Source organism: Pannonibacter sp. XCT-53 (assembly GCF_009915765.1).
Classification (GTDB): Bacteria; Pseudomonadota; Alphaproteobacteria; order Rhizobiales; family Stappiaceae; genus Pannonibacter; species Pannonibacter tanglangensis.
This window is the reverse complement of the sequence record NZ_JAABLQ010000001.1, coordinates 1,518,620-1,541,360: the sequence shown is the minus strand read 5'-3', so window position 1 is coordinate 1,541,360 and position 22,741 is coordinate 1,518,620. Positions and strand designations below refer to the sequence as shown.

The 22,741-nt window shown below is 64.6% G+C and carries 20 protein-coding genes and 3 tRNA genes; 22 read left to right on the top strand and 1 reads right to left on the bottom strand.

Going from position 1 to position 22,741, the window contains the following annotated elements:
- Positions 1 to 99: 99 nt before the first annotated feature.
- The 3 genes from clpX (at position 100) to GWI72_RS06955 (ending at position 4,735) form a co-directional block, all read left to right on the top strand.
- A complete protein-coding gene (gene clpX / locus GWI72_RS06965; protein ID WP_161673215.1) occupies positions 100 to 1,362 on the top strand; it encodes an ATP-dependent Clp protease ATP-binding subunit ClpX in 1,263 nt (420 codons plus the stop codon).
- A 478-nt stretch (positions 1,363 to 1,840) separates the two neighbouring features.
- Positions 1,841 to 4,270 carry an endopeptidase La gene (gene lon, locus GWI72_RS06960; RefSeq protein WP_209000066.1) on the top strand — a complete coding sequence of 810 codons (2,430 nt, stop codon included), beginning with the start codon at positions 1,841 to 1,843 and terminating at the stop codon, positions 4,268 to 4,270.
- 189 nt (positions 4,271 to 4,459) lie between these two features.
- Complete coding sequence (locus tag GWI72_RS06955) at positions 4,460 to 4,735, top strand: HU family DNA-binding protein (RefSeq protein WP_161673211.1); 276 nt, start codon at positions 4,460 to 4,462, stop codon at positions 4,733 to 4,735.
- A gap of 248 nt (positions 4,736 to 4,983) precedes the next feature.
- On the opposite strand, the gene GWI72_RS06950 is transcribed toward GWI72_RS06955, so the two are convergent.
- Positions 4,984 to 5,364 (bottom strand): VOC family protein, encoded by a 381-nt coding sequence (locus tag GWI72_RS06950; RefSeq protein ID WP_161708204.1) that lies wholly within the window; start codon positions 5,362 to 5,364, stop codon positions 4,984 to 4,986.
- A 40-nt stretch (positions 5,365 to 5,404) separates the two neighbouring features.
- Between GWI72_RS06950 and GWI72_RS06945 the strand changes: the two genes are divergently transcribed.
- From GWI72_RS06945 to nuoN, 19 genes are all read left to right on the top strand, one after another.
- A complete protein-coding gene (locus GWI72_RS06945) occupies positions 5,405 to 5,944 on the top strand; it encodes a winged helix-turn-helix transcriptional regulator (RefSeq protein WP_161708203.1) in 540 nt (179 codons plus the stop codon).
- A 279-nt stretch (positions 5,945 to 6,223) separates the two neighbouring features.
- Positions 6,224 to 6,299, top strand: a tRNA-Val gene (locus GWI72_RS06940).
- A gap of 481 nt (positions 6,300 to 6,780) precedes the next feature.
- Positions 6,781 to 6,857: transfer RNA gene (locus GWI72_RS06935), tRNA-Asp, on the top strand.
- Between the two features lie 42 nt (positions 6,858 to 6,899).
- Positions 6,900 to 6,976 (top strand) — tRNA-Asp (locus GWI72_RS06930).
- Between the two features lie 430 nt (positions 6,977 to 7,406).
- On the top strand, positions 7,407 to 7,772 hold the full coding sequence (locus tag GWI72_RS06925; RefSeq protein WP_161673207.1) for an NADH-quinone oxidoreductase subunit A: 366 nt from the start codon (positions 7,407 to 7,409) through the stop codon (positions 7,770 to 7,772).
- Positions 7,763 to 8,344 (top strand): NuoB/complex I 20 kDa subunit family protein, encoded by a 582-nt coding sequence (locus GWI72_RS06920; protein ID WP_161673205.1) that lies wholly within the window; start codon positions 7,763 to 7,765, stop codon positions 8,342 to 8,344. The genes GWI72_RS06925 and GWI72_RS06920 overlap by 10 nt, the downstream gene beginning before the upstream one ends.
- A gap of 134 nt (positions 8,345 to 8,478) precedes the next feature.
- Positions 8,479 to 9,084 carry an NADH-quinone oxidoreductase subunit C gene (locus GWI72_RS06915; protein ID WP_161674618.1) on the top strand — a complete coding sequence of 202 codons (606 nt, stop codon included), beginning with the start codon at positions 8,479 to 8,481 and terminating at the stop codon, positions 9,082 to 9,084.
- 10 nt (positions 9,085 to 9,094) lie between these two features.
- Positions 9,095 to 10,279, top strand: a complete 1,185-nt coding sequence (locus tag GWI72_RS06910) for an NADH-quinone oxidoreductase subunit D (RefSeq protein ID WP_161673203.1) — start codon at positions 9,095 to 9,097, stop codon at positions 10,277 to 10,279.
- A gap of 265 nt (positions 10,280 to 10,544) precedes the next feature.
- Positions 10,545 to 11,351 (top strand): NADH-quinone oxidoreductase subunit NuoE, encoded by an 807-nt coding sequence (nuoE, locus tag GWI72_RS06905; RefSeq protein WP_161708202.1) that lies wholly within the window; start codon positions 10,545 to 10,547, stop codon positions 11,349 to 11,351.
- Between the two features lie 10 nt (positions 11,352 to 11,361).
- Entirely contained in the window at positions 11,362 to 12,663 is a 1,302-nt protein-coding gene (nuoF, locus tag GWI72_RS06900) for an NADH-quinone oxidoreductase subunit NuoF (protein WP_161673199.1), read from the top strand.
- Positions 12,664 to 12,691: 28 nt separating this feature from the next.
- Complete coding sequence (gene nuoG, locus GWI72_RS06895) at positions 12,692 to 14,761, top strand: NADH-quinone oxidoreductase subunit NuoG (RefSeq protein ID WP_161708201.1); 2,070 nt, start codon at positions 12,692 to 12,694, stop codon at positions 14,759 to 14,761.
- A gap of 16 nt (positions 14,762 to 14,777) precedes the next feature.
- On the top strand, positions 14,778 to 15,827 hold the full coding sequence (gene nuoH, locus GWI72_RS06890) for an NADH-quinone oxidoreductase subunit NuoH (protein ID WP_161673196.1): 1,050 nt from the start codon (positions 14,778 to 14,780) through the stop codon (positions 15,825 to 15,827).
- A gap of 4 nt (positions 15,828 to 15,831) precedes the next feature.
- Positions 15,832 to 16,062 carry a hypothetical protein gene (locus tag GWI72_RS06885; RefSeq protein WP_161673194.1) on the top strand — a complete coding sequence of 77 codons (231 nt, stop codon included), beginning with the start codon at positions 15,832 to 15,834 and terminating at the stop codon, positions 16,060 to 16,062.
- Positions 16,063 to 16,085: 23 nt separating this feature from the next.
- Entirely contained in the window at positions 16,086 to 16,574 is a 489-nt protein-coding gene (gene nuoI, locus GWI72_RS06880) for an NADH-quinone oxidoreductase subunit NuoI (RefSeq protein ID WP_106753282.1), read from the top strand.
- 122 nt (positions 16,575 to 16,696) lie between these two features.
- Positions 16,697 to 17,311: an NADH-quinone oxidoreductase subunit J gene (locus tag GWI72_RS06875; RefSeq protein WP_161673192.1), complete on the top strand. Its 615-nt coding sequence runs from the start codon at positions 16,697 to 16,699 to the stop codon at positions 17,309 to 17,311.
- Positions 17,312 to 17,400: 89 nt separating this feature from the next.
- Positions 17,401 to 17,709 carry an NADH-quinone oxidoreductase subunit NuoK gene (nuoK, locus tag GWI72_RS06870; RefSeq protein ID WP_161673190.1) on the top strand — a complete coding sequence of 103 codons (309 nt, stop codon included), beginning with the start codon at positions 17,401 to 17,403 and terminating at the stop codon, positions 17,707 to 17,709.
- Between the two features lie 10 nt (positions 17,710 to 17,719).
- Positions 17,720 to 19,744: an NADH-quinone oxidoreductase subunit L gene (gene nuoL / locus GWI72_RS06865; protein WP_161709117.1), complete on the top strand. Its 2,025-nt coding sequence runs from the start codon at positions 17,720 to 17,722 to the stop codon at positions 19,742 to 19,744.
- Positions 19,744 to 21,270, top strand: a complete 1,527-nt coding sequence (locus GWI72_RS06860) for an NADH-quinone oxidoreductase subunit M (protein WP_161673188.1) — start codon at positions 19,744 to 19,746, stop codon at positions 21,268 to 21,270. Before nuoL ends, GWI72_RS06860 begins: the two co-directional genes overlap by 1 nt.
- Before the next feature lie 27 nt (positions 21,271 to 21,297).
- The gene (gene nuoN / locus GWI72_RS06855) at positions 21,298 to 22,740 is read left to right on the top strand and encodes an NADH-quinone oxidoreductase subunit NuoN (RefSeq protein ID WP_161673186.1); all 1,443 of its coding nucleotides are present in this window, start codon (positions 21,298 to 21,300) and stop codon (positions 22,738 to 22,740) included.
- Position 22,741 lies beyond the last annotated feature (1 nt).

The window sequence follows — 22,741 nt, the reverse complement described above, 5'->3', positions numbered from 1 at the left end:
AGGCGGTCCTGGACCGGATGACGGGCAAGCGCGCAGCGCAGGGCCCGGAACGACAAGTGGGAGGGCTCTGGCCCTCCTGGAACCTGCGGGGTTGAATACATGACAAAGGCCAGCGGCAGCGACTCCAAGAATACGCTCTACTGCTCGTTCTGCGGCAAGAGCCAGCACGAAGTTCGCAAGCTGATCGCCGGCCCGACTGTTTTCATCTGCGATGAATGTGTCGAGCTGTGCATGGACATCATACGCGAGGAGAACAAGTCCTCGCTGGTGAAATCGCGCGATGGCATCCCCACGCCGCAGGAAATTCGCCATGTCCTTGATGATTACGTGATCGGCCAGAACAGCGCCAAGAAGGTGCTCTCCGTGGCCGTGCACAACCATTACAAGCGCCTGAACCACGCCACCAAGAACAACGACGTGGAACTGGCCAAGTCCAACATCCTGCTGTGCGGCCCGACCGGCTGCGGCAAGACGCTGCTGGCCCAGACCCTGGCGCGCATCCTCGATGTGCCCTTCACCATGTCCGATGCCACGACGCTGACCGAGGCCGGTTACGTCGGCGAGGACGTGGAGAACATCATCCTCAAGCTGCTGCAGGCGGCCGACTACAACGTCGAGCGCGCGCAGCGCGGCATCGTCTACATCGACGAGGTCGACAAGATTTCCCGCAAGGCCGACAACCCGTCCATCACCCGCGACGTCTCGGGTGAGGGCGTGCAGCAGGCCCTGCTGAAGATCATGGAAGGCACCGTTGCCTCCGTTCCGCCCCAGGGCGGTCGCAAGCATCCGCAGCAGGAGTTCCTGCAGGTGGACACGACCAACATCCTGTTCATCTGCGGCGGCGCCTTTGCCGGGCTCGACAAGATCATCTCGGATCGCGGCCGCAAGTCCTCGATCGGCTTCAAGGCCAATGTGGTCGGTCCGGAAGACCGCCGCATCGGCGAGCTGTTCTCCGAGCTGGAGCCCGAGGACCTGCTGAAGTTCGGCCTGATCCCGGAATTCGTCGGCCGCCTGCCGGTAATCGCGACGCTGGAGGATCTGGACGAGGATGCGCTGATGACCATCCTGACCGAGCCGAAGAACGCTCTGGTCAAGCAGTACCAGCGCCTGTTCGAGATGGAAAACGTCGACCTGACCTTCCACGAGGACGCCCTGAAGGCGATTGCCCGCCGCGCCATCGAGCGCAAGACGGGGGCCCGCGGCCTGCGTTCGATCCTGGAAGCCATCCTGCTCGACACCATGTACGAGCTGCCGGGCCTCAAGGGCGTCAAGGAAGTGGTGATCTCGCCGGATGTCGTGGAGGGCAAGGCCCGTCCGCTCTACATCTACGAGGATCGCGCCGAGACGGCGACGTCGGCCTGAAGGCGGCCCGACAGCGGCCTGAAAGCGGCCTGAAAGCGTCCCGACAGGGCGCCCGCCGGCTGCGACCAGACAAGACACGAACCGCGCGATGCCGTCCCCCCGGGGCGGCATCTTGCGTTTCAGCCCCCTGGTCGCCGTCCTGCGGCGCCTCAGCGTCACGCCCGTGCGCCTTGTCCCGCCCCGTCCTGCTGCAGCCCCGCGCGCGGGGCCGGAGGCCATCCGACGGCTTGCGCCGGCCTTGTGCTGCACCGCCGTCGTCAACAGGCAAGGCAGGCGATCAGGGCTGCTTGCCTTGACACCCGGTGCCCTGGTGTCCACCTAATAGGGTGAACGATGGTTCGGCGGTTCAGTGTCGCTGCCCTGAGCGGGGCGTCCGGAACCGGCCATGATCCGTGCCACCCCGGTCCGGAAGACCATCCAAGGAGAGCCTGAGGCCTTCCCCCTCCCGGGACGCCTGAGGCCGCAGAAAGGAATGGACATGAGCGAAATCGAAACGCGCTCCCTCGACGAGGCCGGCAAGACTGTCTATCCGGTGCTCCCCCTGCGCGACATCGTTGTGTTCCCGCACATGATCGTCCCGCTGTTCGTCGGCCGCGAGAAATCCATCCGCGCCCTCGAAGAGGTCATGACTTCCGACAAGCACATCCTGCTTGCCACCCAGAAGAACGCTGCCGACGATGATCCGGAGCCGGGCGAGATCTACGAGATCGGCACCCTGGCGACCGTGCTGCAGCTGCTGAAACTGCCCGACAACACCGTCAAGGTACTGGTCGAGGGTGGCGCGCGCGCGAAGATCACCGGCTACACCGGCCGCACGGACTTCTATGAAGCCGAAGCGCTGGTCATGCCGGAGAAGGACGGCGAGAACATCGAGGTCGAGGCCCTGGCCCGCTCGGTGGTGGCCGAGTTCGAGAACTACGTGAAGCTGAACAAGAAGGTTTCGCCGGAGGTTCTGGGCGCGGTCAACCAGATCGAGGACTACTCGAAGCTCGCCGACACCATCGCCTCGCATCTTGCGATCAAGATCCCGGAAAAGCAGGACATCCTCGGCATCGTCTCGGTGGCCGAGCGGCTCGAGCGCGTGCTCGGCCTGATGGAGAGCGAGATTTCCGTCCTGCAGGTGGAAAAGCGCATCCGCTCGCGCGTCAAGCGCCAGATGGAGAAGACCCAGCGCGAGTACTACCTCAACGAGCAGATGAAGGCGATCCAGAAGGAACTCGGTGACGGCGAGGATGGCCGCGACGAGCTGGCCGAACTGGAAGAGCGCATCAAGAAGACCAAGCTCACCAAGGAAGCGCGCGAGCGCGCCCATGCCGAGGTCAAGAAGCTCAAGCAGATGAGCCCGATGTCGGCGGAAGCCACCGTCGTGCGCAACTACCTGGACTGGATGCTCGGCATTCCCTGGAGCAAGAAGAGCAAGGTCAAGCATGACCTTGCTCTGGCCGAACAGGTGCTTGATGCCGATCACTTCGGTCTCGACAAGGTCAAGGAGCGCATCGTCGAGTATCTGGCCGTGCAGGCCCGGGCCAACAAGCTGAAGGGGCCGATCCTCTGCCTCGTCGGCCCTCCGGGCGTCGGCAAGACCTCGCTCGGCAAGTCCATCGCCAAGGCCACCGGCCGCGAGTTCGTGCGCATGTCGCTCGGCGGCGTGCGCGATGAGGCCGAGATCCGCGGCCACCGTCGCACCTACATCGGCTCGATGCCCGGCAAGGTCATCCAGTCGATGAAGAAGGCCAAGCGCTCCAACCCGCTCTTCCTGCTCGACGAGATCGACAAGATGGGCATGGACTTCCGCGGCGATCCGTCGGCGGCTCTGCTCGAGGTGCTGGATCCGGAACAGAACAACGCCTTCATGGATCACTATCTGGAGGTCGAGTACGACCTGTCGGACGTGATGTTCGTGACGACGGCGAACACGCTGAACATCCCTGCGCCGCTGATGGACCGCATGGAGATCATCCGGATTGCCGGCTACACCGAGGACGAGAAGGTCGAGATCTGCCGCCGGCACCTGCTGCCGAAGGCGGAAAAGGACCACGGCCTCAAGTCGGGTGAATTCTCGGTCGAGGACGAGGCCCTGCGCTTTGTCATCCGCCGCTACACCCGCGAGGCGGGCGTGCGCAACCTCGAGCGCGAGATGGCGACGCTGGCCCGCAAGGCCGTCAAGGACATCCTCATGCAGGGCGTCCAGACGGTGCATGTGGACCAGGCCAAGGTCGAGAAGTATCTCGGCGTGCCGCGGTTCCGCTATGGCCAGGCCGAGCTGGAGGACCAGGTCGGCGTCGTCACTGGTCTCGCCTGGACGGAAGTCGGCGGCGAGCTGCTGACCATCGAAGGCGTCATGATGCCCGGCAAGGGCAAGATGACGGTGACCGGCAACCTGCGGGACGTGATGAAGGAATCGATTTCGGCGGCGGCCTCCTATGTCCGCTCGCGCGCCATCGATTTCGGCATCGAGCCGCCGCTGTTCGACAAGCGCGACATCCACGTGCACGTGCCGGAAGGCGCGACGCCGAAGGATGGGCCGTCGGCCGGCATTGCCATGGCGACGGCCGTGATCTCGGTCATGACCGGCATCCCGGTTCGCCGCGATGTCGCCATGACCGGCGAGATCACCCTGCGGGGGCGCATCCTTCCGATCGGTGGTCTGAAGGAGAAGCTGCTGGCGGCCCTGCGTGGCGGCATCAAGACGGTGATGATCCCGGAAGACAACGCCAAGGATCTGGCGGACATTCCGGACAGCGTGAAGAACTCGCTCGACATCATCCCCGTCTCCAGCATGGAGGAGGTGCTGCGCAATGCCCTCGTCCGCATGCCGGAGGCGATCGAGTGGGACGAGAGCAAGGCCGCTGCGGCAGCCGAGAGCCGCAAGGCGGAAGAGGATGCGGCCGGCGTTGTTGCCCATTGACAAGGCCAAATTTGTCTAGACGAGCGAAAGCCCCGGTTCTTACCGGGGCTTTTTGCTTTCAAATCGCGTGAAAATGGCGGTTTTCTGCGAAAAAATGGCTTGCTTTGGCGCCCGTTTCCTCCGAATTTCCGCCCCAGCGGCTTGGGCGGTGAATCGCCTGTTTCTGCCGTTTTGTAGAAAGGGACTGCTATGAACAAGAACGATCTGATCGCGGCCGTGGCCGAGAAGACCGGCCTGACCAAGGCGCAGGCCGGCGAAGCCGTCGATGCGACCTTCGAGGCCGTGACCCAGGCGCTCAAGGCCGGCGATGAAGTCCGCATCATCGGCTTCGGCAACTTCTCGGTTTCCGAGCGTGCTGCCACCGAAGGCCGCAACCCGCGCACTGGCGAAACGATCAAGATCCCGGCCTCCAAGACGCCGAAGTTCAAGGCCGGCAAGGGCCTCAAGGACGCCGTCAACGGCTGATCCTGCTGTCCGTCAGGACACAAGTTCCCGCGCATTCATCTGAATGCGCGGGTTTTTTATGCCACTGCGCTGGTGTCGTTCCAGCCTCGCATGCCCAGGGTGGCATGGGGCCAGTCCGTCCGCGGGGGCGCGTTGCGCGGCACCCGGGGGAAGGGGGCGGGGGAGGGGCGGTCGTGTCGGACTGCCACCCTTGCGGACCGGGGCGTCCGAACCCGGGATCGACGCGTGACCGGGGAGGCCACCTTGCGTCAGGCGGCGGCCGGCATCAGGTTTTGCGCCAGCATCAGGGCGTTTCCGTCCGGATCAAAGAAGGTCGCAAGCTTGACCATCCCCTCGATGACCTCGGTCGGGCCATCGAACCGGACGCCAACTCCCTCCAGCTTGGCACGCGCGGCATCGAGATCGGCGATGCCGAAGACCGGAACGCAGTTGCCGGGCGCAGGCTGCACATGCTCGCCGAGGCCAAGCGTTACATTCTGCGTGTTCGTCTGCAGCTCCGACCAGCCGGCCTCTTCGATCTGGAAGATCGTCTCGAAGCCCAGCATCTCCTTGTACCAGTCCGCGCTCCTGTGCCGGTCCTTGACCGACATGGCGATGGTGATTGTTTGATCCACTGCGATCAGTGCCATGCGGCTGTTCCTTCGTTTGAAAATATAGTAACTATACAATATGGACATAAACCTCCTTGTCAAGATCACCTCGAGAGCCTGGGCATTATCCATTCTGGACAAGCTCCATCTCGGCATTCCCGGCCGGCAGGCCGCCCTGCTGGCTGCGACCGGAGCTGGCCGGACGGCCTTTCTGCAAAGCCTTGAGCATCTGGTGACGCTTGGGCTTCTGGAGCGCAATCCGGGCCATGGACATCCCCTTCGTCCCGAGTTTCGCCTGACGCCGGCAGGCGTGGCGGCGGCCGGCCTCGCGCATGAGGTTCTCAAGGCCGTCAGGCAGGACGAACAGGATCTCTTGCGCCTGAGCTGGACCTTGCCGGTCCTGGCCACGCTTCAGGCGGCCCACCCGTTCGGCGAGATAAGGCGCAGCCTGCCGTCGATCACCGACCGGGCGCTGTCGCACTCCTTGCGCTCCATGGAGCAGCGAACCTGGATCCACCGCCATGTCGAGGAAACGACACGGCCGCCAAGACCGCTCTACATGGCGATCAACAACGGCGCGGTCGTCAGCAGCCTGGCCGGCGCGGTGCTCGGGAGATGAGCGGCGGGCAGACATTCCTCCGACACCGACATCCAGGCCGGACCTGAAAAAGAGCGGGGAGGGAACAGGTCTCCGGTCCAGGCAGGCAAGGCCTGGCGAGAGCCTGCCGGCACGACACCCTCGACCGACGGCCTCGCGGCCTGCATCGGTCACACCACGCCCGGAGCCGGGTCCGCAGGCGGAGGCGCGTTGCCCACAGGATCGCGACGAAATCCAATCCGGGCTTGATTTGCCTCTTGCCAAGCCGGTGCGAAGCCCCTAAGAGCCGCATTTACGGGCGGGCGGTTAGCTCAGTTGGTAGAGCGCCTCGTTTACACCGAGGATGTCGGGAGTTCGAGTCTCTCACCGCCCACCATTCCGCACCATAGTCGGACGGTCCGAACCTGGCACGAAAGTCGCCGGGTTTTTTGTTGTGTCGTGTGGCGCCTGCGCCTGTCCTCAAGCCTGTCCCCAAGCCTGTCCCCGAGCCTCTCCCTGTCGCTGTGCCGGCAGGCGGCGATTGAGATGACGGGGAGCGGGCGAGGGCGCTTGCGCCGGCCGGCCGTGCTGCATCCGGGCCGCATCCGATCCAGTCCCTCTTGCGGACGTCTGCCGGCCAGCTTTCGTTGTGGATAACCTTTTGCCGGAGAAGAGATTTCTGCCCGGTCAACCGCACACAAGGCCGCGCCCGAAGCGGGGCTTCGCAAGCGGAAACCGGCGGTTTTGCAAGGGATCGGCGCGAGTTTTCGGGCCGGTGGAAAATCCGCGCCGAACGCTGTTTCTGGTGCTTGACTTCCGACCCGTCAGGCCGTACACCACGCCCACTTCTCGCGGGCCACACGGTTCGTGAGAACGAAGCGGGTGTAGCTCAGTTGGTTAGAGTGCCGGCCTGTCACGCCGGAGGTCGCGGGTTCGAGCCCCGTCACTCGCGCCACTTTCCAGTCTCTGGACAAGTGGCGACCGCTTCGTGAGATGTGCGGGTGTAGCTCAGTTGGTTAGAGTGCCGGCCTGTCACGCCGGAGGTCGCGGGTTCGAGCCCCGTCACTCGCGCCACTCACGAAATGAACAGGCCCCCTCGGTGGGGCCTTTTTCATTTGTGACCTTTTGTCCCACCCCGTCGGAACTCCTTCGCCAGCCAAGCAACGGCTTGCCCCCGGGGCGTTGCATCAGGGGCAGCGACCGTCGCCTGCGACATCGCATGCCGGGCCTGCAACCGGCTGGAAATGAGGCTTTATTTTGGCTGTTTTCCGATGCTTCCACGACGTTTCGGCCAATTCATGCTTCGCTAAGGCATCCTCAGGGATAAATTGTGCTGGTGTTTGACCGGTCTGGGCTCTTGCGTTGCCCATGCTCGTGGGCTAAGCGTGCGCTCGCATGTTGGTTAAACCGGGGCCGTCGCGGGCCTGAGTCGCGTCTGTGCGCCTGTCCGCGTCGGCTGGATCCCCTCCCGATCCGACCCGCCAAATGCAAGGACGCGAAAGACATGGAAGATCTGTTGCGGGACTATATCCCGATTGCCGTCTTCATCGGCATCTCGCTGGTCATTGGACTGGCCCTGCTGGTGTCGCCGTTTTTGCTGGCCTATTCCAAGCCGGATCCGGAGAAGCTGTCGGCCTACGAGTGCGGCTTCAACGCCTTTGACGACGCGCGCATGAAGTTCGATGTGCGCTTCTACCTCGTCTCGATCCTGTTCATCATCTTCGACCTGGAAGTGGCCTTCCTGTTCCCGTGGGCGGTCGTGTTCGGCGATCTCGGGGCCTATGGCTTCTGGTCGATGATGGTCTTCCTCGGCGTGCTGACCATCGGCTTCATCTACGAATGGAAGAAGGGGGCTCTGGAATGGGACTGACCACGTCTTCCGGTCCGCTCGTGGCACCGCAGCCCAAGGGTCTGATCGACCCGGCAACGGGCAAGCCGGTCGGCGCCAACGATGCGTTCTTCACCCAGGTGAACGACGAGCTGGCCGACAAGGGCTTCCTCGTCACCTCCACCGACAATCTGATCCAGTGGGCCCGCACGGGCTCGCTGATGTGGATGACCTTCGGTCTCGCCTGCTGCGCCGTCGAGATGATGCAGATGTCGATGCCGCGCTACGACGCCGAGCGGTTCGGCTTTGCGCCCCGCGCCAGCCCGCGCCAGTCCGACGTGATGATCGTCGCCGGCACGCTGACCAACAAGATGGCTCCGGCCCTGCGCAAGGTCTATGACCAGATGCCCGAGCCGCGCTACGTCATCTCGATGGGCTCCTGCGCCAACGGCGGCGGCTACTATCACTATTCCTATTCGGTGGTGCGCGGCTGTGACCGCATCGTTCCGGTCGACATCTATGTCCCGGGCTGCCCGCCGACCGCAGAGGCGCTGCTCTACGGCGTGCTGATGCTGCAGAAGAAGATCCGCCGCACCGGCACGATCGAACGCTAGGCCTTGAGGCCGGACAGGGTCCGGCCGGGCAGGACGGGCGGGGCAACCCGCCAGCGGCGCCGGGAACGGTGCCGTAAGGGAGAGCCCCCGTGGACCGGAACCGGTCCGCCGGGGCCATTGTCGAGGTCGATACGATGGACGAGACGCTCAAGGAACTCGGCGAGCACATCCAGCAGGGGCTGAAGGACAGGCTTCTGTCCTGGACGGTCGCCTACGGCGAACTGACGCTGGTGGTCAGCACGCTGGCGGTGGTCGACGCGATCCGCTTCCTGCGCGATGACGCGAGCTGCAAGTTCGTCAACCTGACGGATATCTGCGGCGTGGACTATCCGTCGCGCGAGAAGCGTTTCGACGTGGTCTATCACCTGCTGTCGCCGGTGCAGAACCTGCGCATCCGCGTCAAGGTCGCCACCGACGAGGACACCGCCGTGCCGTCGCTCGTTCCGGTCTTCCCGGCGGCCGAATGGTTCGAGCGGGAAGCCTACGACATGTATGGCATCCTGTTCTCCGGCCACCCGGACCTGCGCCGCATCCTGACGGACTACGGCTTCGACGGCCACCCGCTGCGCAAGGACTTCCCCGTCACGGGCTATGTCGAGGTGCGCTACGACGACGAGAAGAAGCGCGTGGTCTACGAGCCCGTGCGTCTGAACCAGGAATTCCGCAACTTCGACTTCCTCTCGCCCTGGGAAGGCACGGACTACGTGCTGCCGGGCGACGAGAAGGCAACGACGAACTAAGGCGGGCGACATGGCTGAAGCTCAGGTTCGCAATTTCAACATCAACTTCGGTCCGCAGCACCCGGCGGCGCACGGCGTGCTGCGCCTCGTGCTGGAGCTGGACGGCGAAGTGGTCACGCGCGTCGACCCGCATATCGGCCTGCTGCATCGCGGCACCGAAAAGCTCATCGAGCAGAAGACCTATCTCCAGGCCGTGCCCTATTTCGACCGCCTCGACTATGTGGCGCCGATGAACCAGGAGCACGCCTACGCGCTGGCGGTCGAGAAGATGCTCGGCATCACCGTGCCGATGCGCGGGCAGCTGATCCGCGTGCTGTTCTCGGAAATCGGCCGCATCCTGTCGCATCTCCTGAACGTGACCACGCAGGCCATGGACGTTGGCGCGCTGACCCCGCCGCTGTGGGGCTTCGAGCCGCGCGAAGAGCTGATGGTCTTCTACGAGCGCGCCTGCGGCGCCCGCATGCACGCAGCCTATGTGCGTCCCGGCGGCGTGCACCAGGACCTGCCGCGTCAGCTGCTCGACGACATCTGGGATTTCTGTGATCCGTTCCTGCAGACGCTGGACGACATCGAGGGTCTGCTGACCGACAACCGCATCTTCAAGCAGCGCAACGTCGACATCGGCGTCGTGACGCTCGAGGAGGCCTGGGCCTGGGGCTTCTCCGGCGTCATGGTGCGCGGCTCCGGGGCGGCCTGGGACTTGCGCAAGTCGCAGCCCTACGAATGCTACGCCGATCTCGATTTCGATATTCCGATCGGCAAGAACGGCGACTGCTACGACCGCTATCTCATCCGCGTGGAAGAGATGCGCCAGTCGGTCCGCATCATGAAGCAGTGCCTTGAGCGCCTGACCAAGGAAACCGGACCGGTGTCCGCCACCGACGGCAAGATCGTCCCGCCGAAGCGCGGCGAGATGAAGCGGTCGATGGAAGCGCTCATCCACCACTTCAAGCTCTACACCGAGGGCTACCACGTGCCGGCCGGCGAGGTCTATGCGGCCGTGGAGGCGCCCAAGGGCGAGTTCGGCGTCTATCTCGTGGCCGACGGCACCAACAAGCCGTATCGCTGCAAGATCAAGGCACCCGGGTACAGCCATCTTCAGGCCATGGACTATCTCTGCCGTGGCCACCAGCTCGCCGACGTGTCGGCGATCCTCGGATCGCTCGACATCGTGTTCGGTGAGGTGGATCGGTAAGGCGCACCAGTCAGGCCCGCCAGTCAGGCGTGCCAGTCAGGCGCTCTGGCGCCGGGAGGCAGCAACCTTCAGGCTGCTGCCCCCTCCAAGGGGATCATGTCGAAGCCGGGCAGGGCGGTTGCGCCTGACCGGCTGTAGTTCAATCGGCGCCCGGGTTACGGCCTTGGCGCCTGCCGCAGCCGCGGCGGTCGGATCGCAGGGGCACCGCAGGACGGGCCTCCGGTCTGGCCCTGCGGCCAGGGACATACGGAACGGGGATTAGACCATGGCGGTTCGCAGACTTGCCGCGGAACAACCGGACAGCTTCGCCTTCTCGGCGGAGAACCTCGCCTGGGCGAAGAAGGTCATCGACCGCTATCCCGCCGGGCGTCAGGCTTCGGCCGTCATCCCGCTGCTGTGGCGCGCGCAAGAGCAGAACGAAGGCTGGGTCAGCGAGCCGGCCATCCGCTACATCGCCGAAATGCTCGGCATGCCGCACATCCGCGTGCTGGAAGTGGCGACGTTCTACACCATGTTCCAGCTCCAGCCGGTGGGCCGCAAGGCCCATATCCAGGTCTGCGGCACCACCCCCTGCCAGCTTCGCGGCGCGGAAGACCTGATCCGGGTCTGCAAGTCGAAGATCGCGGCCCATGCGCATGAGCTGTCGGCCGACGGCAACTTCTCCTGGGAAGAGGTCGAGTGCCTGGGCGCCTGCGTCAACGCGCCGATGGTCCAGATCTTCAAGGACACCTACGAGGACCTGACGCCGGACAGCCTCGAGAAGCTGATCGACGACATTTCCGCCGGGCGGGAAGTCACGCCCGGGCCGCAGATCAATCGCCGCTTCGGCGCGCCCGAAGGCGGCCCGACGTCGCTGACGGACATTGCCGACGACACCCAGGGCGTTCTGCCCGTTCCGCATGTGGTGGACGGGTCCGAGAAGGCCTCGCAGGCCTTTGCCGGCCCGGCAATCAACAGCGGTGGCAAGGACTTCAACGGTGTACCGGATTCGGCTGAAGTATCAGTTGCACGTGTGCAGGCTGAAGTGGCCGCCCGCAAGGCTGCTGAAGCCGCAGCCAAGAACGAGGGGTGAGAGAGGCAAGATGCTGAAGGATCAGGATCGGATCTTCACCAACATTTACGGGCTCCATGACTGGGGTCTGGAGGGTGCGCGCAAGCGTGGCCACTGGGACAACACCAAGGCGCTGCTCGAGAAGGGGCGCGACTGGATCATCGACGAGATGAAGGGCTCCGGCCTGCGCGGTCGCGGCGGCGCCGGCTTCCCGACCGGTCTCAAGTGGTCCTTCATGCCGAAGGCCAGTGACGGGCGTCCGTCCTACCTCGTCGTCAATGCGGACGAGTCGGAGCCGGGCACCTGCAAGGACCGCGAGATCCTGCGCCACGACCCGCATACGCTCGTCGAGGGCTGCCTGGTCGCCGGCTTCGCCATGGGTGCGGTCGCGGCCTACATCTACGTGCGCGGCGAGTTCATCCGCGAGCGCGAGCGCCTGCAGGCGGCGATCGACCAGGCCTATGACGCCGGTCTGCTCGGCAAGAACAACAAGAACGGCTACGACTTCGACATCTACGTTCACCACGGCGCAGGGGCCTACATCTGCGGCGAGGAGACGGCGCTGCTCGAAAGCCTCGAGGGCAAGAAGGGCCAGCCGCGCCTGAAGCCGCCGTTCCCGGCGAATGTCGGCCTCTACGGCTGCCCGACCACCGTGAACAACGTCGAGTCCATCGCTGTCGCGCCGACCATCCTGCGGCGGGGCGGGGCGTGGTTCGCCGGTCTCGGCAAGCCGAACAACACCGGCACCAAGCTGTTCTGCATCTCCGGTCACGTGAACCGGCCCTGCACGGTCGAGGAAGAGCTGGGCATCCCGTTCCGCGAGCTGATCGAGCGTCACTGCGGTGGCATTCGCGGCGGCTGGGACAATCTGCTGGCGGTCATTCCGGGCGGGTCGTCCGTTCCCTGCCTGACCGGCGAGCAGATCAAGGACGTGGCGATGGATTTCGACACCCTGCGCGGCCTGGGCTCCGGTCTCGGCACCGCAGCGGTGATCGTCATGGACAAGTCCACCGACATCATCAAGGCGATCGCCCGCCTCAGCTACTTCTACAAGCACGAGAGCTGCGGCCAGTGCACGCCGTGCCGCGAGGGCACCGGCTGGATGTGGCGCGTCATGGAACGCATGGTCAAGGGTCAGTCCTCGCGCGAGGAGATCGACATGCTGTTCAACGTGACCAAGCAGGTCGAGGGCCACACGATCTGCGCCCTTGGCGATGCGGCCGCCTGGCCGATCCAGGGGCTGATCAGGAATTTCCGGCCCGTGATCGAGGCCCGCATCGACGATTACGTCGCCAAGACCAGGGCACCCAAGCCGCTGGTCGCGGCCGAGTGAACCGGGAACGAGGATTCGGAGACACGCGATGACAAAGCTGATCATCGACGGCAATGAAGTAGACGTTCCGGCGGACTACACCCTGCTTCAGGCCTGCGAGGCGGCCGGCGCCGAAGTGCCGCGCTTCTGCTACCACGACCGCCTGTCCATCGCCGGCAACTGCCGCATGTGCCTGGTGGAAGTGAAGGGCGGCCCCCCGAAGCCGACGGCCTCCTGCGCCATGGGCGTCAAGGACCTGCGTCCGGGCCCGAACGGCGAGCCGCCCGTCGTGCTCACCAAGAGCCCGATGGTCAAGAAGGCCCGCGAGGGCGTGATGGAGTTCCTGCTCATCAACCACCCGCTGGATTGCCCGATCTGCGACCAGGGTGGCGAGTGCGACCTTCAGGACCAGGCGATGGCCTATGGCGTCGATGGCTCGCGCTTCCTCGAGAACAAGCGCGCCGTCGAGAACAAGCACATCGGCCCGCTGATCAAGACGATCATGACGCGCTGCATTCACTGCACGCGCTGCGTCCGCTTCACCACCGAGGTCTGCGGCGTCGCCGACATGGGCCTGATCGGCCGTGGCGAGGATGCCGAGATCACGACCTATCTCGAGGCGGCCCTGTCGTCCGAGATGCAGGGCAACGCGGCCGACCTCTGCCCCGTCGGCGCGCTGACGCACAAGCCCTACGAGTTCAAGGCCCGCCCCTGGGAGCTGGTCAAGACCGAGAGCATCGACGTCATGGACGCGCTCGGCTCGGCCATCCGGGTCGACACCCGCGGCCGGGAAGTCATGCGTGTCATGCCGCGCCTCAACGAGGCGGTGAACGAGGAATGGATCTCGGACAAGTCCCGCTACATCTGGGACGGTCTCAAGACCCAGCGTCTTGATCGCCCCTATGCCCGCAAGGACGGCAAGCTTGTTCCTGTTACGTGGGCCGAGGCGTTCCAGATCATCGCCGAGCGCATCAAGGCGACGACCCCGGACAGGATCGGCGCCCTTGCCGGCCAGCTCTCCGGCGTCGAGGAGATGTTTGCGCTGAAGCTGCTCATGGACAGCCTCGGCGTGAAGAACATCGACAGCCGCTACCCCGGCTCGCCGCTGCATCCGAACAACGGGCGCGCAAGCTACCTGTTCAACGCCACGGTTGCCGGGATCGACGAGGCCGATGCGATCGTCCTGATCGGCACCAACCCGCGGCTGGAGGCCCCGGTGCTCAATGCCCGGCTGCGCAAGCGCTGGGTCAAGGGCCAGGTCGAGATCAGCATCATCGGCCAGAACGCCGACCTGACCTATCCGGCGACCTACCGCGGCGCCGGCCCGGACACGCTGGCGGCGCTGATCGACGATGCGTCGTTCCTGAGCGGCGCGAGGAAGCCGCTGATCATCGTCGGCCAGGGCGCGATCAACCGTCCGGATGGCGCCGCCGTCCTGGCGCTGGCCGCAAAGCTTGCCGAGAGCCGCGGTGCGGTCCGTGCCGACTGGAACGGCTTCAGCGTCCTGCACACGGAAGCTGCCCAGGTCGGGGCGCTCGACATTGGCTTCGTGCCGGGTGAGGGCGGCCTGACCACCGGTCAGATCCTGGCCGAGAACAGCCTCGACGTGCTGTTCCTGCTCGGCGTGGACGAGATCCAGATCCCGGCGGGCGCCTTTGTCGTCTACGAGGGCACCCACGGCGACAAGGGCGCGCACCGCGCCGATGTCATCCTGCCGGGGGCCGCCTACACGGAAAAGTCGGCGATCTACGTCAACACCGAAGGCCGTGTGCAGCTCGGCGAGCGCGCCGGTTTCCCGCTGGGCGAAGCCCGCGAGGACTGGGCCATCCTGCGCGCCCTGTCGGCCGTGCTCGGCAAGACGCTGCCGTTCGACAGCCTGACCCAGCTGCGCGCGAAGCTCTTCCAGGCGCATCCGCACATGGCGGCCATCGACGCGATCGCGGCCGGCGACCCGGCCGACGTGTCGCGTCTTGCCGCCCAGCAGGGCAAGGCCAGCTCGGCCGCGTTCCACAACGTGATCAGCGATTTCTATCTGACCAACCCGATCGCCCGCGCGTCGAAGGTGATGGCGGAATGCTCCGCCCTCGCAAAGGCGCGGATGGCGGCGGCAGCGGAATAAGGGGCAGGGGACAGACATGTCGGAGTTTATGACGACCTACGGCTGGCCTTTCCTCTGGATGGCGCTGCAGAGCGTGGTTCTGCTCGTCGTGCTGCTGGTGGTGATCGCCTACATCCTCTACGCCGACCGCAAGATCTGGGCGGCGGTGCAGATCCGCCGTGGCCCCAACGTGGTGGGGCCCTGGGGTCTGTTCCAGTCCTTTGCCGACCTTCTGAAGTTCGTGCTGAAGGAGCCGGTCATTCCGGCCGGGTCCAACAAGGGCCTGTTCCTGCTGGCGCCCCTGATCACCGTGCTGCTGGCGCTCAGCGCCTGGGCCGTGGTTCCGGTGGCCGAGGGCTGGGTGATCGCCGACATCAACGTCGGCATCCTCTACATCTTCGCGATCTCGTCCCTCGGCGTCTACGGCATCATCATGGGTGGCTGGGCGTCGAACTCGAAGTATCCGTTCCTGTCGGCGCTGCGCTCGGCCGCGCAGATGGTGTCCTACGAGGTCTCCATCGGCTTCGTCATCGTCACCGTGCTGCTGTGTGCCGGGTCGCTGAACCTGACCGAGATCGTCAATGCCCAGAAGACGGGCCTTGCGACGTATCTCGGCGTGCCGTGGCTCTCGATCCTGAACTGGTACTGGCTGCCGCTGCTGCCGATGTTCGTCGTGTTCTTCATCTCGGCGCTTGCCGAGACGAACCGGCCGCCGTTCGATCTGGCGGAGGCGGAGTCCGAGCTTGTGGCCGGCTTCATGGTCGAGTACGGCTCGACCCCGTACATGATGTTCATGCTGGGCGAGTATGTTGCCATCGCGCTGATGTGCGCGATGATGACGATCCTCTTCATGGGGGGCTGGCTGCCGCCGCTCGACATTCCGCCCTTCACCTGGGTCCCGGGCATCGTCTGGTTCACGCTCAAGGCGCTCCTCGTCTTCTTCATGTTCGCCATGGTGAAGGCAATGGTCCCGCGCTACCGCTACGACCAGCTGATGCGTCTGGGCTGGAAGGTGTTCCTGCCGCTGTCGCTGTTCATGGTGGTCCTGGTGGCCGGCGTGCTGCAGCTGACGGGCTGGGCACCGTAAGCCGGTGGACATTCCGGTCGCCGGGCTGATCGGGGCCGCCATCGGCCTCTACATCGGCTGGCTGGACTACGGCATCGCCAACGGACTTCTGTCGGCGTTGGTGGAGAAGCAAAGGCGCAAGGGCGGTGGTTTCGCCACGCGGTTCGAGCCCGCCCTGCGCAAACTGGTGTTCATTCTCCCGGTCTTCGGTTTTCCGGTGATCGGGTATCTGGCCGCGCAGCAGCTGGTTGGCTGAGCGCGTGAGGGAAGGCAACGGCGATGGGACTTGATCAGGCCGCTAAATCGCTCTTCTTGAAGGAATTCGTGTCGGCGTTCTTTCTCGCCATGCGCTATTTCTTCAAGCCGAAACCGACGGTGAACTATCCCTTCGAGAAGGGCCCGGTGAGCCCGCGCTTCCGCGGCGAGCATGCCCTGCGGCGCTATCCCAACGGGGAAGAGCGCTGCATCGCCTGCAAGCTCTGCGAGGCGATCTGCCCGGCGCAGGCCATCACCATCGAGGCGGGTCCGCGCCGCAATGACGGCACCCGCCGCACCACCCGTTATGACATTGACATGGTCAAGTGCATCTACTGCGGCTTCTGCCAGGAAGCCTGCCCGGTGGATGCCATCGTCGAGGGGCCGAACTTCGAGTTCGCCACCGAGACGCGCGAGGAGCTCTACTATTCCAAGGAAAAGCTCCTGGCCAACGGCGACCGCTGGGAACGCGAGATCGCCCGCAACATCGCAATGGACGCGCCCTACCGCTGAGCGCGTCCTGATCCAGGGCCCTGGCCGGCGGGCGAGCCGGGCAGGGGCCTCACACCGATGCCAGCCAACGACAGGGGCGCCGAGCCCCCAAAGGCGCAAGACCGAGACAGGCAGGTCCTGACATGATCCTGAAAGCCCTTTTCTTCTATCTGTTTGCCGGCGTGACCGTGGCATCGGCCTTCATGGTCATCGCCTCGCGCAATCCGGTTCACTCGGTCCTGTTCCTGATCCTGGCCTTCGTCAACTCCGCCGGGCTGTTCATCCTGCTCGGGGCCGAGTACCTGGCGATGCTGCTGATCGTGGTCTACGTCGGTGCGGTCGCGGTGCTCTTCCTCTTCGTGGTGATGATGCTGGACGTGGACTTCGTCGAGCTGCGTCAGGGCTTCCTGCAGTACATGCCGGTCGGGGCTCTCGTGGGCTTCATCATGCTGGTCGAGCTGCTGATGGGTCTCGGCGCCTGGGTGATCGCGCCCGAGCTGCTTGGACACCGGTCCGAGCCGACGCCGTCGCTGGACCAGGTGAGCAACATCGAGGCCATCGGCCAGGTGCTCTACACCAAGTACATCTTCTTCTTCCAGACCGCCGGCCTCGTGCTGCTGGTCGCCATGATCGGGGCCATCGTGCTGACCCTGCGCCACAAGGACGGCGTCAAGCGTCAGGACATCGCGAAGCAGGTCGCGCGCAACAAGGACAGCGCGATCGAGATCCGCAAGGTGGAACCGGGCAAGGGTATCTGACGCGCGGCAACGCGCATTAACCCGGCCGGCGGTCCTTGAAGCCGCCTTTTGCCGGATGGGTTTAAACGAGGGAGCACGGCGAGGCGCCCATGGAAATCGGTCTGTCGCACTACCTGTCGGTCGCGGCCATCCTGTTCACGATCGGGATCTTCGGGATCTTCCTGAACCGGAAAAACGTGATTGTCATCCTGATGTCGGTCGAGCTCATCCTGCTCGCCGTCAACATCAACTTCGTCGCCTTTTCGTCGTTCCTCGGCGACCTCATGGGCCAGATCTTCACGATGCTCGTCTTGACCGTCGCGGCCGCCGAGGCGGCCATCGGTCTCGCCATCCTGGTCGTGTTCCACCGCAACCGCGGCTCGATCGCCGTGGAAGACGTCAACATGATGAAGGGGTGAGGGCACCATGTTGTATCAGGCAATCGTCTTCCTGCCCCTGATCGGCTTCCTGATCGCGGGCCTCTTCGGCCGCGCGATCGGCCATACGGCCAGCGAGCTCGTCACCACGACGCTCGTGGTCATCTCGGCCGTGCTGTCCTGGGTGGCGTTCTTCCAGATCGGCTACGGCGAGACCGCGCTGGTCCAGGTCGAGATTCTGCGCTGGATCACCTCCGGCGCGCTCGACGTGGCCTGGTCGCTGCGCATCGACACGCTGACCGTGGTCATGCTGGTGGTGGTCAACAGCGTCTCGGCGCTGGTGCACATCTACTCCATCGGCTACATGCACGATGACCCGCACCGGTCGCGCTTCTTCGCCTACCTGTCGCTCTTCACCTTCGCGATGCTGTCGCTCGTGACGGCCGACAACCTGCTGCAGATGTTCTTCGGCTGGGAAGGCGTGGGTCTGGCCTCCTACCTGCTGATCGGCTTCTGGTACCAGAAGTCCTCGGCCAATGCCGCCGCCATGAAGGCCTTCGTGGTCAACCGCGTCGGCGACTTCGGCTTTGCGCTCGGCATCTTCGGCGTCTTCGTGATGTTCGACACGATCAACCTGTCGGCCATCTTCGCCAATGCGCCCGCCGTCGTCGGCGCCGTGGCGCATGGCACGGAGGCTGCTGCCGGCGCCCATGGTCCGGCCGTGCTGGACTTCCTCGGCTACAGCCTTGATGCCGGCACCGCGATGACCGTCGTCTGCCTGCTGCTGTTCATGGGGGCAATGGGCAAGTCGGCCCAGTTCCTGCTGCACACCTGGCTGCCGGACGCGATGGAGGGCCCGACGCCGGTCTCCGCGCTCATCCATGCGGCCACGATGGTGACCGCCGGCGTGTTCATGGTCGCGCGCCTGTCGCCGCTGTTCGAGCTGTCGCACACCGCCCTGACGGTCGTCACCTTCTTCGGTGCCACGACGGCCCTGTTCGCCGCGACCGTCGGTCTCGTCCAGAACGACATCAAGCGCGTGATCGCCTACTCGACCTGCTCGCAGCTCGGCTACATGTTCGTCGCCCTTGGCGTCGGCGCCTACTCGGTCGGCGTGTTCCACCTGTTCACCCATGCCTTCTTCAAGGCGCTCCTGTTCCTGTGCGCCGGGTCGGTCATCCACGCGGTGTCGGGCGAGCAGGACATGCGTCGGATGGGCGGCCTGCGCAAGCACATCCCCGTCACCTACTGGACGATGATGATCGGCACCCTGGCCCTGACCGGTGTGGGCATTCCGCTCACCTATATCGGGTTCGCCGGGTTCATTTCCAAGGATGCGGTGATCGAGGCAGCCTTTGCCGGTCACAACGCGGCGTCGCAGTATGCCTTCTGGCTCACCGTTGCTGCCGCCGGCCTGACGTCCTTCTATTCCTGGCGTCTGACCTTCCTGACCTTCCACGGCAAGCCGCGCGCGCCTGTCGACGTGATGAAGCACGTGCACGAGTCGCCGATGGTGATGCTTGTCCCGCTGTTCATCCTGTCGGTGGGGGCGATTGCCGCGGGCATGGCCTTCAAGGCACCCTTCTTCGGCGACGGTTATGATGCCTTCTGGAAGGGGGCCCTGTTCACCGGTCCGGACAACCACATCCTGCATGCCCTGCATGACGTGCCGAAGTGGGTCAAGGTCTCGCCCTTCGTGATGATGGCCACCGGCTTCATCGTGGCATGGTACTTCTACATCCGCTCGCCGGAGACGCCCAAGCGCCTCGCCGCCGAGCACGAGGGGCTCTACAAGTTCCTCCTCAACAAGTGGTACATCGACGAGCTCTACGACTGGATCTTCGTCCGCCCGGCGATGTGGCTCGGCCGCACGCTGTGGAAGAAGGGGGATGGCGTCGTCATTGACGGCTGCGGTCCGGACGGCGTGGCCGCCCGCGTCCAGAACGTCACCACCTGGGTCGTGCGGCTGCAGACCGGGTACCTCTACCACTATGCCTTTGCGATGCTGATCGGTGTGGCGGCGCTCGTCACCTGGTCGATGTTCTCCGGTGTTTCGACCGGCGGGGGAGCGCACTGATGATCGATTGGCCGATCCTGACGACCACCACCTTCCTGCCGCTGGCAGGTGTGCTGGCCATCCTCCTGGTGCCGGGAGATGACGACGGCGCCAAGCGCAACATCCGCATGGTTGCGCTGGTCACGACCGTCTTCACCTTCGTGCTGTCGCTCTTCATCTGGGGTGCCTTCGACTATTCCAACCCGGGCTACCAGCTCGTGGAAACCCAGGAATGGCTTGGCGGCAACATCTCCTACAAGATGGGCGTCGACGGCATCTCGATGCTGTTCGTGATCCTCACGACCTTCCTGATGCCGTTCTGCATCCTCGCCTCCTGGGAGAGCGTGCAGAAGCGCGTCAAGGAATACATGATCGCCTTCCTCGTGCTGGAAACGCTGATGATCGGCGTGTTCTGCGCGCTGGACCTGGTGCTCTTCTACGTGTTCTTCGAGGCGAGCCTGCTGCCGATGTTCCTCATCATCGGCATCTGGGGCGGCAAGCGGCGCGTCTATGCCAGCTACAAGTTCTTCCTGTACACGCTGCTCGGCTCCGTGCTGATGCTGATCGCCATCATGGCCATGTATTGGAATGCCGGCACCACCGACATCGTCGCGCTGCAGAAGCACAGCTTTGCGGCCGACATGCAGACCTGGCTCTGGCTTGCCTTCTTTGCCAGCTTCGCGGTGAAGATGCCGATGTGGCCGGTGCACACCTGGCTGCCGGATGCGCACGTGGAAGCCCCCACCGCAGGCTCCGTCCTGCTGGCGGCGATCTTGCTGAAAATGGGCGGCTACGGCTTCCTGCGCTTCTCGCTGCCGATGTTCCCCATCGCCAGCGACCTGTTCGCGCCGATGGTCTTCACCCTGTCGATCATTGCCATCATCTACACCTCGCTGGTGGCGCTGGTTCAGGAAGACATCAAGAAGCTCATTGCCTATTCCTCCGTCGCCCACATGGGCTACGTGACCATGGGCATCTTCACGATGACGGAGCAGGGCATCCAGGGCGCGCTGTTCCAGATGCTGTCGCACGGCATTGTCTCGGGCGCGCTGTTCCTCTGCGTCGGCGTGATCTATGACCGCATGCACACCCGCGAGATCTCGGCCTATGGCGGTCTGGTCAACCGGATGCCGTTCTATGCCGTCGCCTTCCTCATCTTCACGATGGCGAATGTCGGCCTGCCGGGTACCAGCGGCTTCGTCGGCGAGTTCCTGACGCTCCTCGGCGCGTTCGAGGTCAACACCTGGGTGGCGCTCTTTGCCACCACCGGCGTGGTCCTGTCGGCGGCCTATGCGCTCTACCTCTACCGCCGCGTCGTCTTCGGGGCTCTCGACAAGGAAAGCCTGAAGTCGATCACCGACCTGTCGCTGCGCGAGCAGGTGATCCTGGTGCCGCTGATCATCCTCACCATCCTGTTCGGCTTCTACCCGATGCCGATCCTGGACGTGACGCAGGCCTCGGTCGACGCGCTCATCACCAACTATCAGGCCGCGATAGAGGCAGCCGGCCAGGCCGTCCATGCCGCGGCCCCGGCTGTGGCCCATTGATCCCCGACAGGACGAAAGACGCGAGCAATGACTGAATACACCCAGTTGCCCGACCTTCTGCCCGTGCTGCCGGAGATCTTTCTGGCGGTGGGCGCCCTTGCCCTCCTGATGATCGGCGTGTTCGGCGGTCAGCGCATCAGCTTCCTGGTCAACGGCATGGCGATGGGCCTCATCGCCGCCACGGCCCTGTTCGTGATGCCGTACGGCGCCCAGCTCGGGGTTACCTTCCACGGGGCCTTCGTGCTCGACAGCTTCGCCTATTACCTGAAGCTGCTCGTGCTGGTCGGGTCCTTCTTCGCCATCGCCATGTCCTGGGCTTATGCCCGCAGCCAGAACTTCGACAAGTTCGAGTATCCGGTTCTGATCCTGCTGGCGACGGTCGGCATGATGCTGATGCTGTCGGCCAACGACCTGATCGCGCTCTATCTCGGTCTCGAGCTGCAGAGCTTGGCGCTCTACGTCGTCGCCGCGATCAACCGCGACAACGTGCGGTCGACCGAGGCCGGCCTGAAGTACTTCGTCCTCGGCGCGCTGTCCTCGGGCATGCTGCTGTACGGCATGTCGCTGGTCTATGGCTTCACCGGCAACGTCGGCTTCCCGCAGATCGCCGAGGTCCTGACCCGCGACGGCGCCTCGCTCGGCCTGATCTTCGGTCTGGTGTTCATGCTGGCCGGCCTTGCCTTCAAGATTTCCGCCGTTCCGTTCCACATGTGGACGCCGGACGTCTATGAAGGCGCGCCGACCCCGGTCACGGCCTTCTTCGCGGCGGCGCCGAAGATCGCGGCCATGGGCCTGCTCGTGCGCGTCGTCATCGACGTGTTCCAGCCGGTCACGCACGAGTGGCAGCAGATCATCGTCTTCGTCGCCATCGCCTCCATGGCGCTGGGTGCCTTTGCCGCCATTGGCCAGACCAACATCAAGCGCCTGATGGCCTATTCCTCGATCGGTCACATGGGCTACGCCCTGGTTGGCCTGGCCGCCGGCACGGAGAACGGCGTCGATGGCGTCCTGTTCTACATGACCGCCTATCTGGCCATGACGCTCGGTGCCTTCGCCTGCATCCTGTCGATGCGGCGCAAGGACGGCATGGTCGAGGAGATTGCCGACCTCTCCGGCCTGTGGCGCACCAACCTGCCGATGGCGATCCTGCTCGCCTTCATCCTGTGGTCGCTCGCCGGCATCCCGCCCTTCGTCGGGTTCTGGGGCAAGTGGTATGTGTTCTCGGCCGCTGTCGAGGCCGGGCTCTATCCGCTCGCCATCATCGGCGTGGTGGCCTCGGTGATCGGTGCCTACTATTACCTGCGGGTGATCAAGGTGATGTTCTTCGACGAGCCGGCCGAGAAGTTCGAGGCCATGCCGGTCGAGCTGAAGGTTGTCCTTGGTCTGTCCAGCCTGTTCGTGATCTTCTACATCGTGCTGCCGCAGCCGATCACGGAAGCCACGGCGGTCGCGGCCAAGAGCCTGTTCTGAG

Coding starts and splice junctions, on each gene's coding strand:
- clpX (WP_161673215.1), top strand. CDS start 100: ATGACAAAGGCCAGCGGCAGCGACTCCAAGAATACGCTCTACTGCTCG.
- lon (WP_209000066.1), top strand. CDS start 1,841: ATGAGCGAAATCGAAACGCGCTCCCTCGACGAGGCCGGCAAGACTGTC.
- GWI72_RS06955 (WP_161673211.1), top strand. CDS start 4,460: ATGAACAAGAACGATCTGATCGCGGCCGTGGCCGAGAAGACCGGCCTG.
- GWI72_RS06950 (WP_161708204.1), bottom strand. CDS start 5,364: ATGGCACTGATCGCAGTGGATCAAACAATCACCATCGCCATGTCGGTC.
- GWI72_RS06945 (WP_161708203.1), top strand. CDS start 5,405: ATGGACATAAACCTCCTTGTCAAGATCACCTCGAGAGCCTGGGCATTA.
- GWI72_RS06925 (WP_161673207.1), top strand. CDS start 7,407: ATGGAAGATCTGTTGCGGGACTATATCCCGATTGCCGTCTTCATCGGC.
- GWI72_RS06920 (WP_161673205.1), top strand. CDS start 7,763: ATGGGACTGACCACGTCTTCCGGTCCGCTCGTGGCACCGCAGCCCAAG.
- GWI72_RS06915 (WP_161674618.1), top strand. CDS start 8,479: ATGGACGAGACGCTCAAGGAACTCGGCGAGCACATCCAGCAGGGGCTG.
- GWI72_RS06910 (WP_161673203.1), top strand. CDS start 9,095: ATGGCTGAAGCTCAGGTTCGCAATTTCAACATCAACTTCGGTCCGCAG.
- nuoE (WP_161708202.1), top strand. CDS start 10,545: ATGGCGGTTCGCAGACTTGCCGCGGAACAACCGGACAGCTTCGCCTTC.
- nuoF (WP_161673199.1), top strand. CDS start 11,362: ATGCTGAAGGATCAGGATCGGATCTTCACCAACATTTACGGGCTCCAT.
- nuoG (WP_161708201.1), top strand. CDS start 12,692: ATGACAAAGCTGATCATCGACGGCAATGAAGTAGACGTTCCGGCGGAC.
- nuoH (WP_161673196.1), top strand. CDS start 14,778: ATGTCGGAGTTTATGACGACCTACGGCTGGCCTTTCCTCTGGATGGCG.
- nuoI (WP_106753282.1), top strand. CDS start 16,086: ATGGGACTTGATCAGGCCGCTAAATCGCTCTTCTTGAAGGAATTCGTG.
- GWI72_RS06875 (WP_161673192.1), top strand. CDS start 16,697: ATGATCCTGAAAGCCCTTTTCTTCTATCTGTTTGCCGGCGTGACCGTG.
- nuoK (WP_161673190.1), top strand. CDS start 17,401: ATGGAAATCGGTCTGTCGCACTACCTGTCGGTCGCGGCCATCCTGTTC.
- GWI72_RS06860 (WP_161673188.1), top strand. CDS start 19,744: ATGATCGATTGGCCGATCCTGACGACCACCACCTTCCTGCCGCTGGCA.
- nuoN (WP_161673186.1), top strand. CDS start 21,298: ATGACTGAATACACCCAGTTGCCCGACCTTCTGCCCGTGCTGCCGGAG.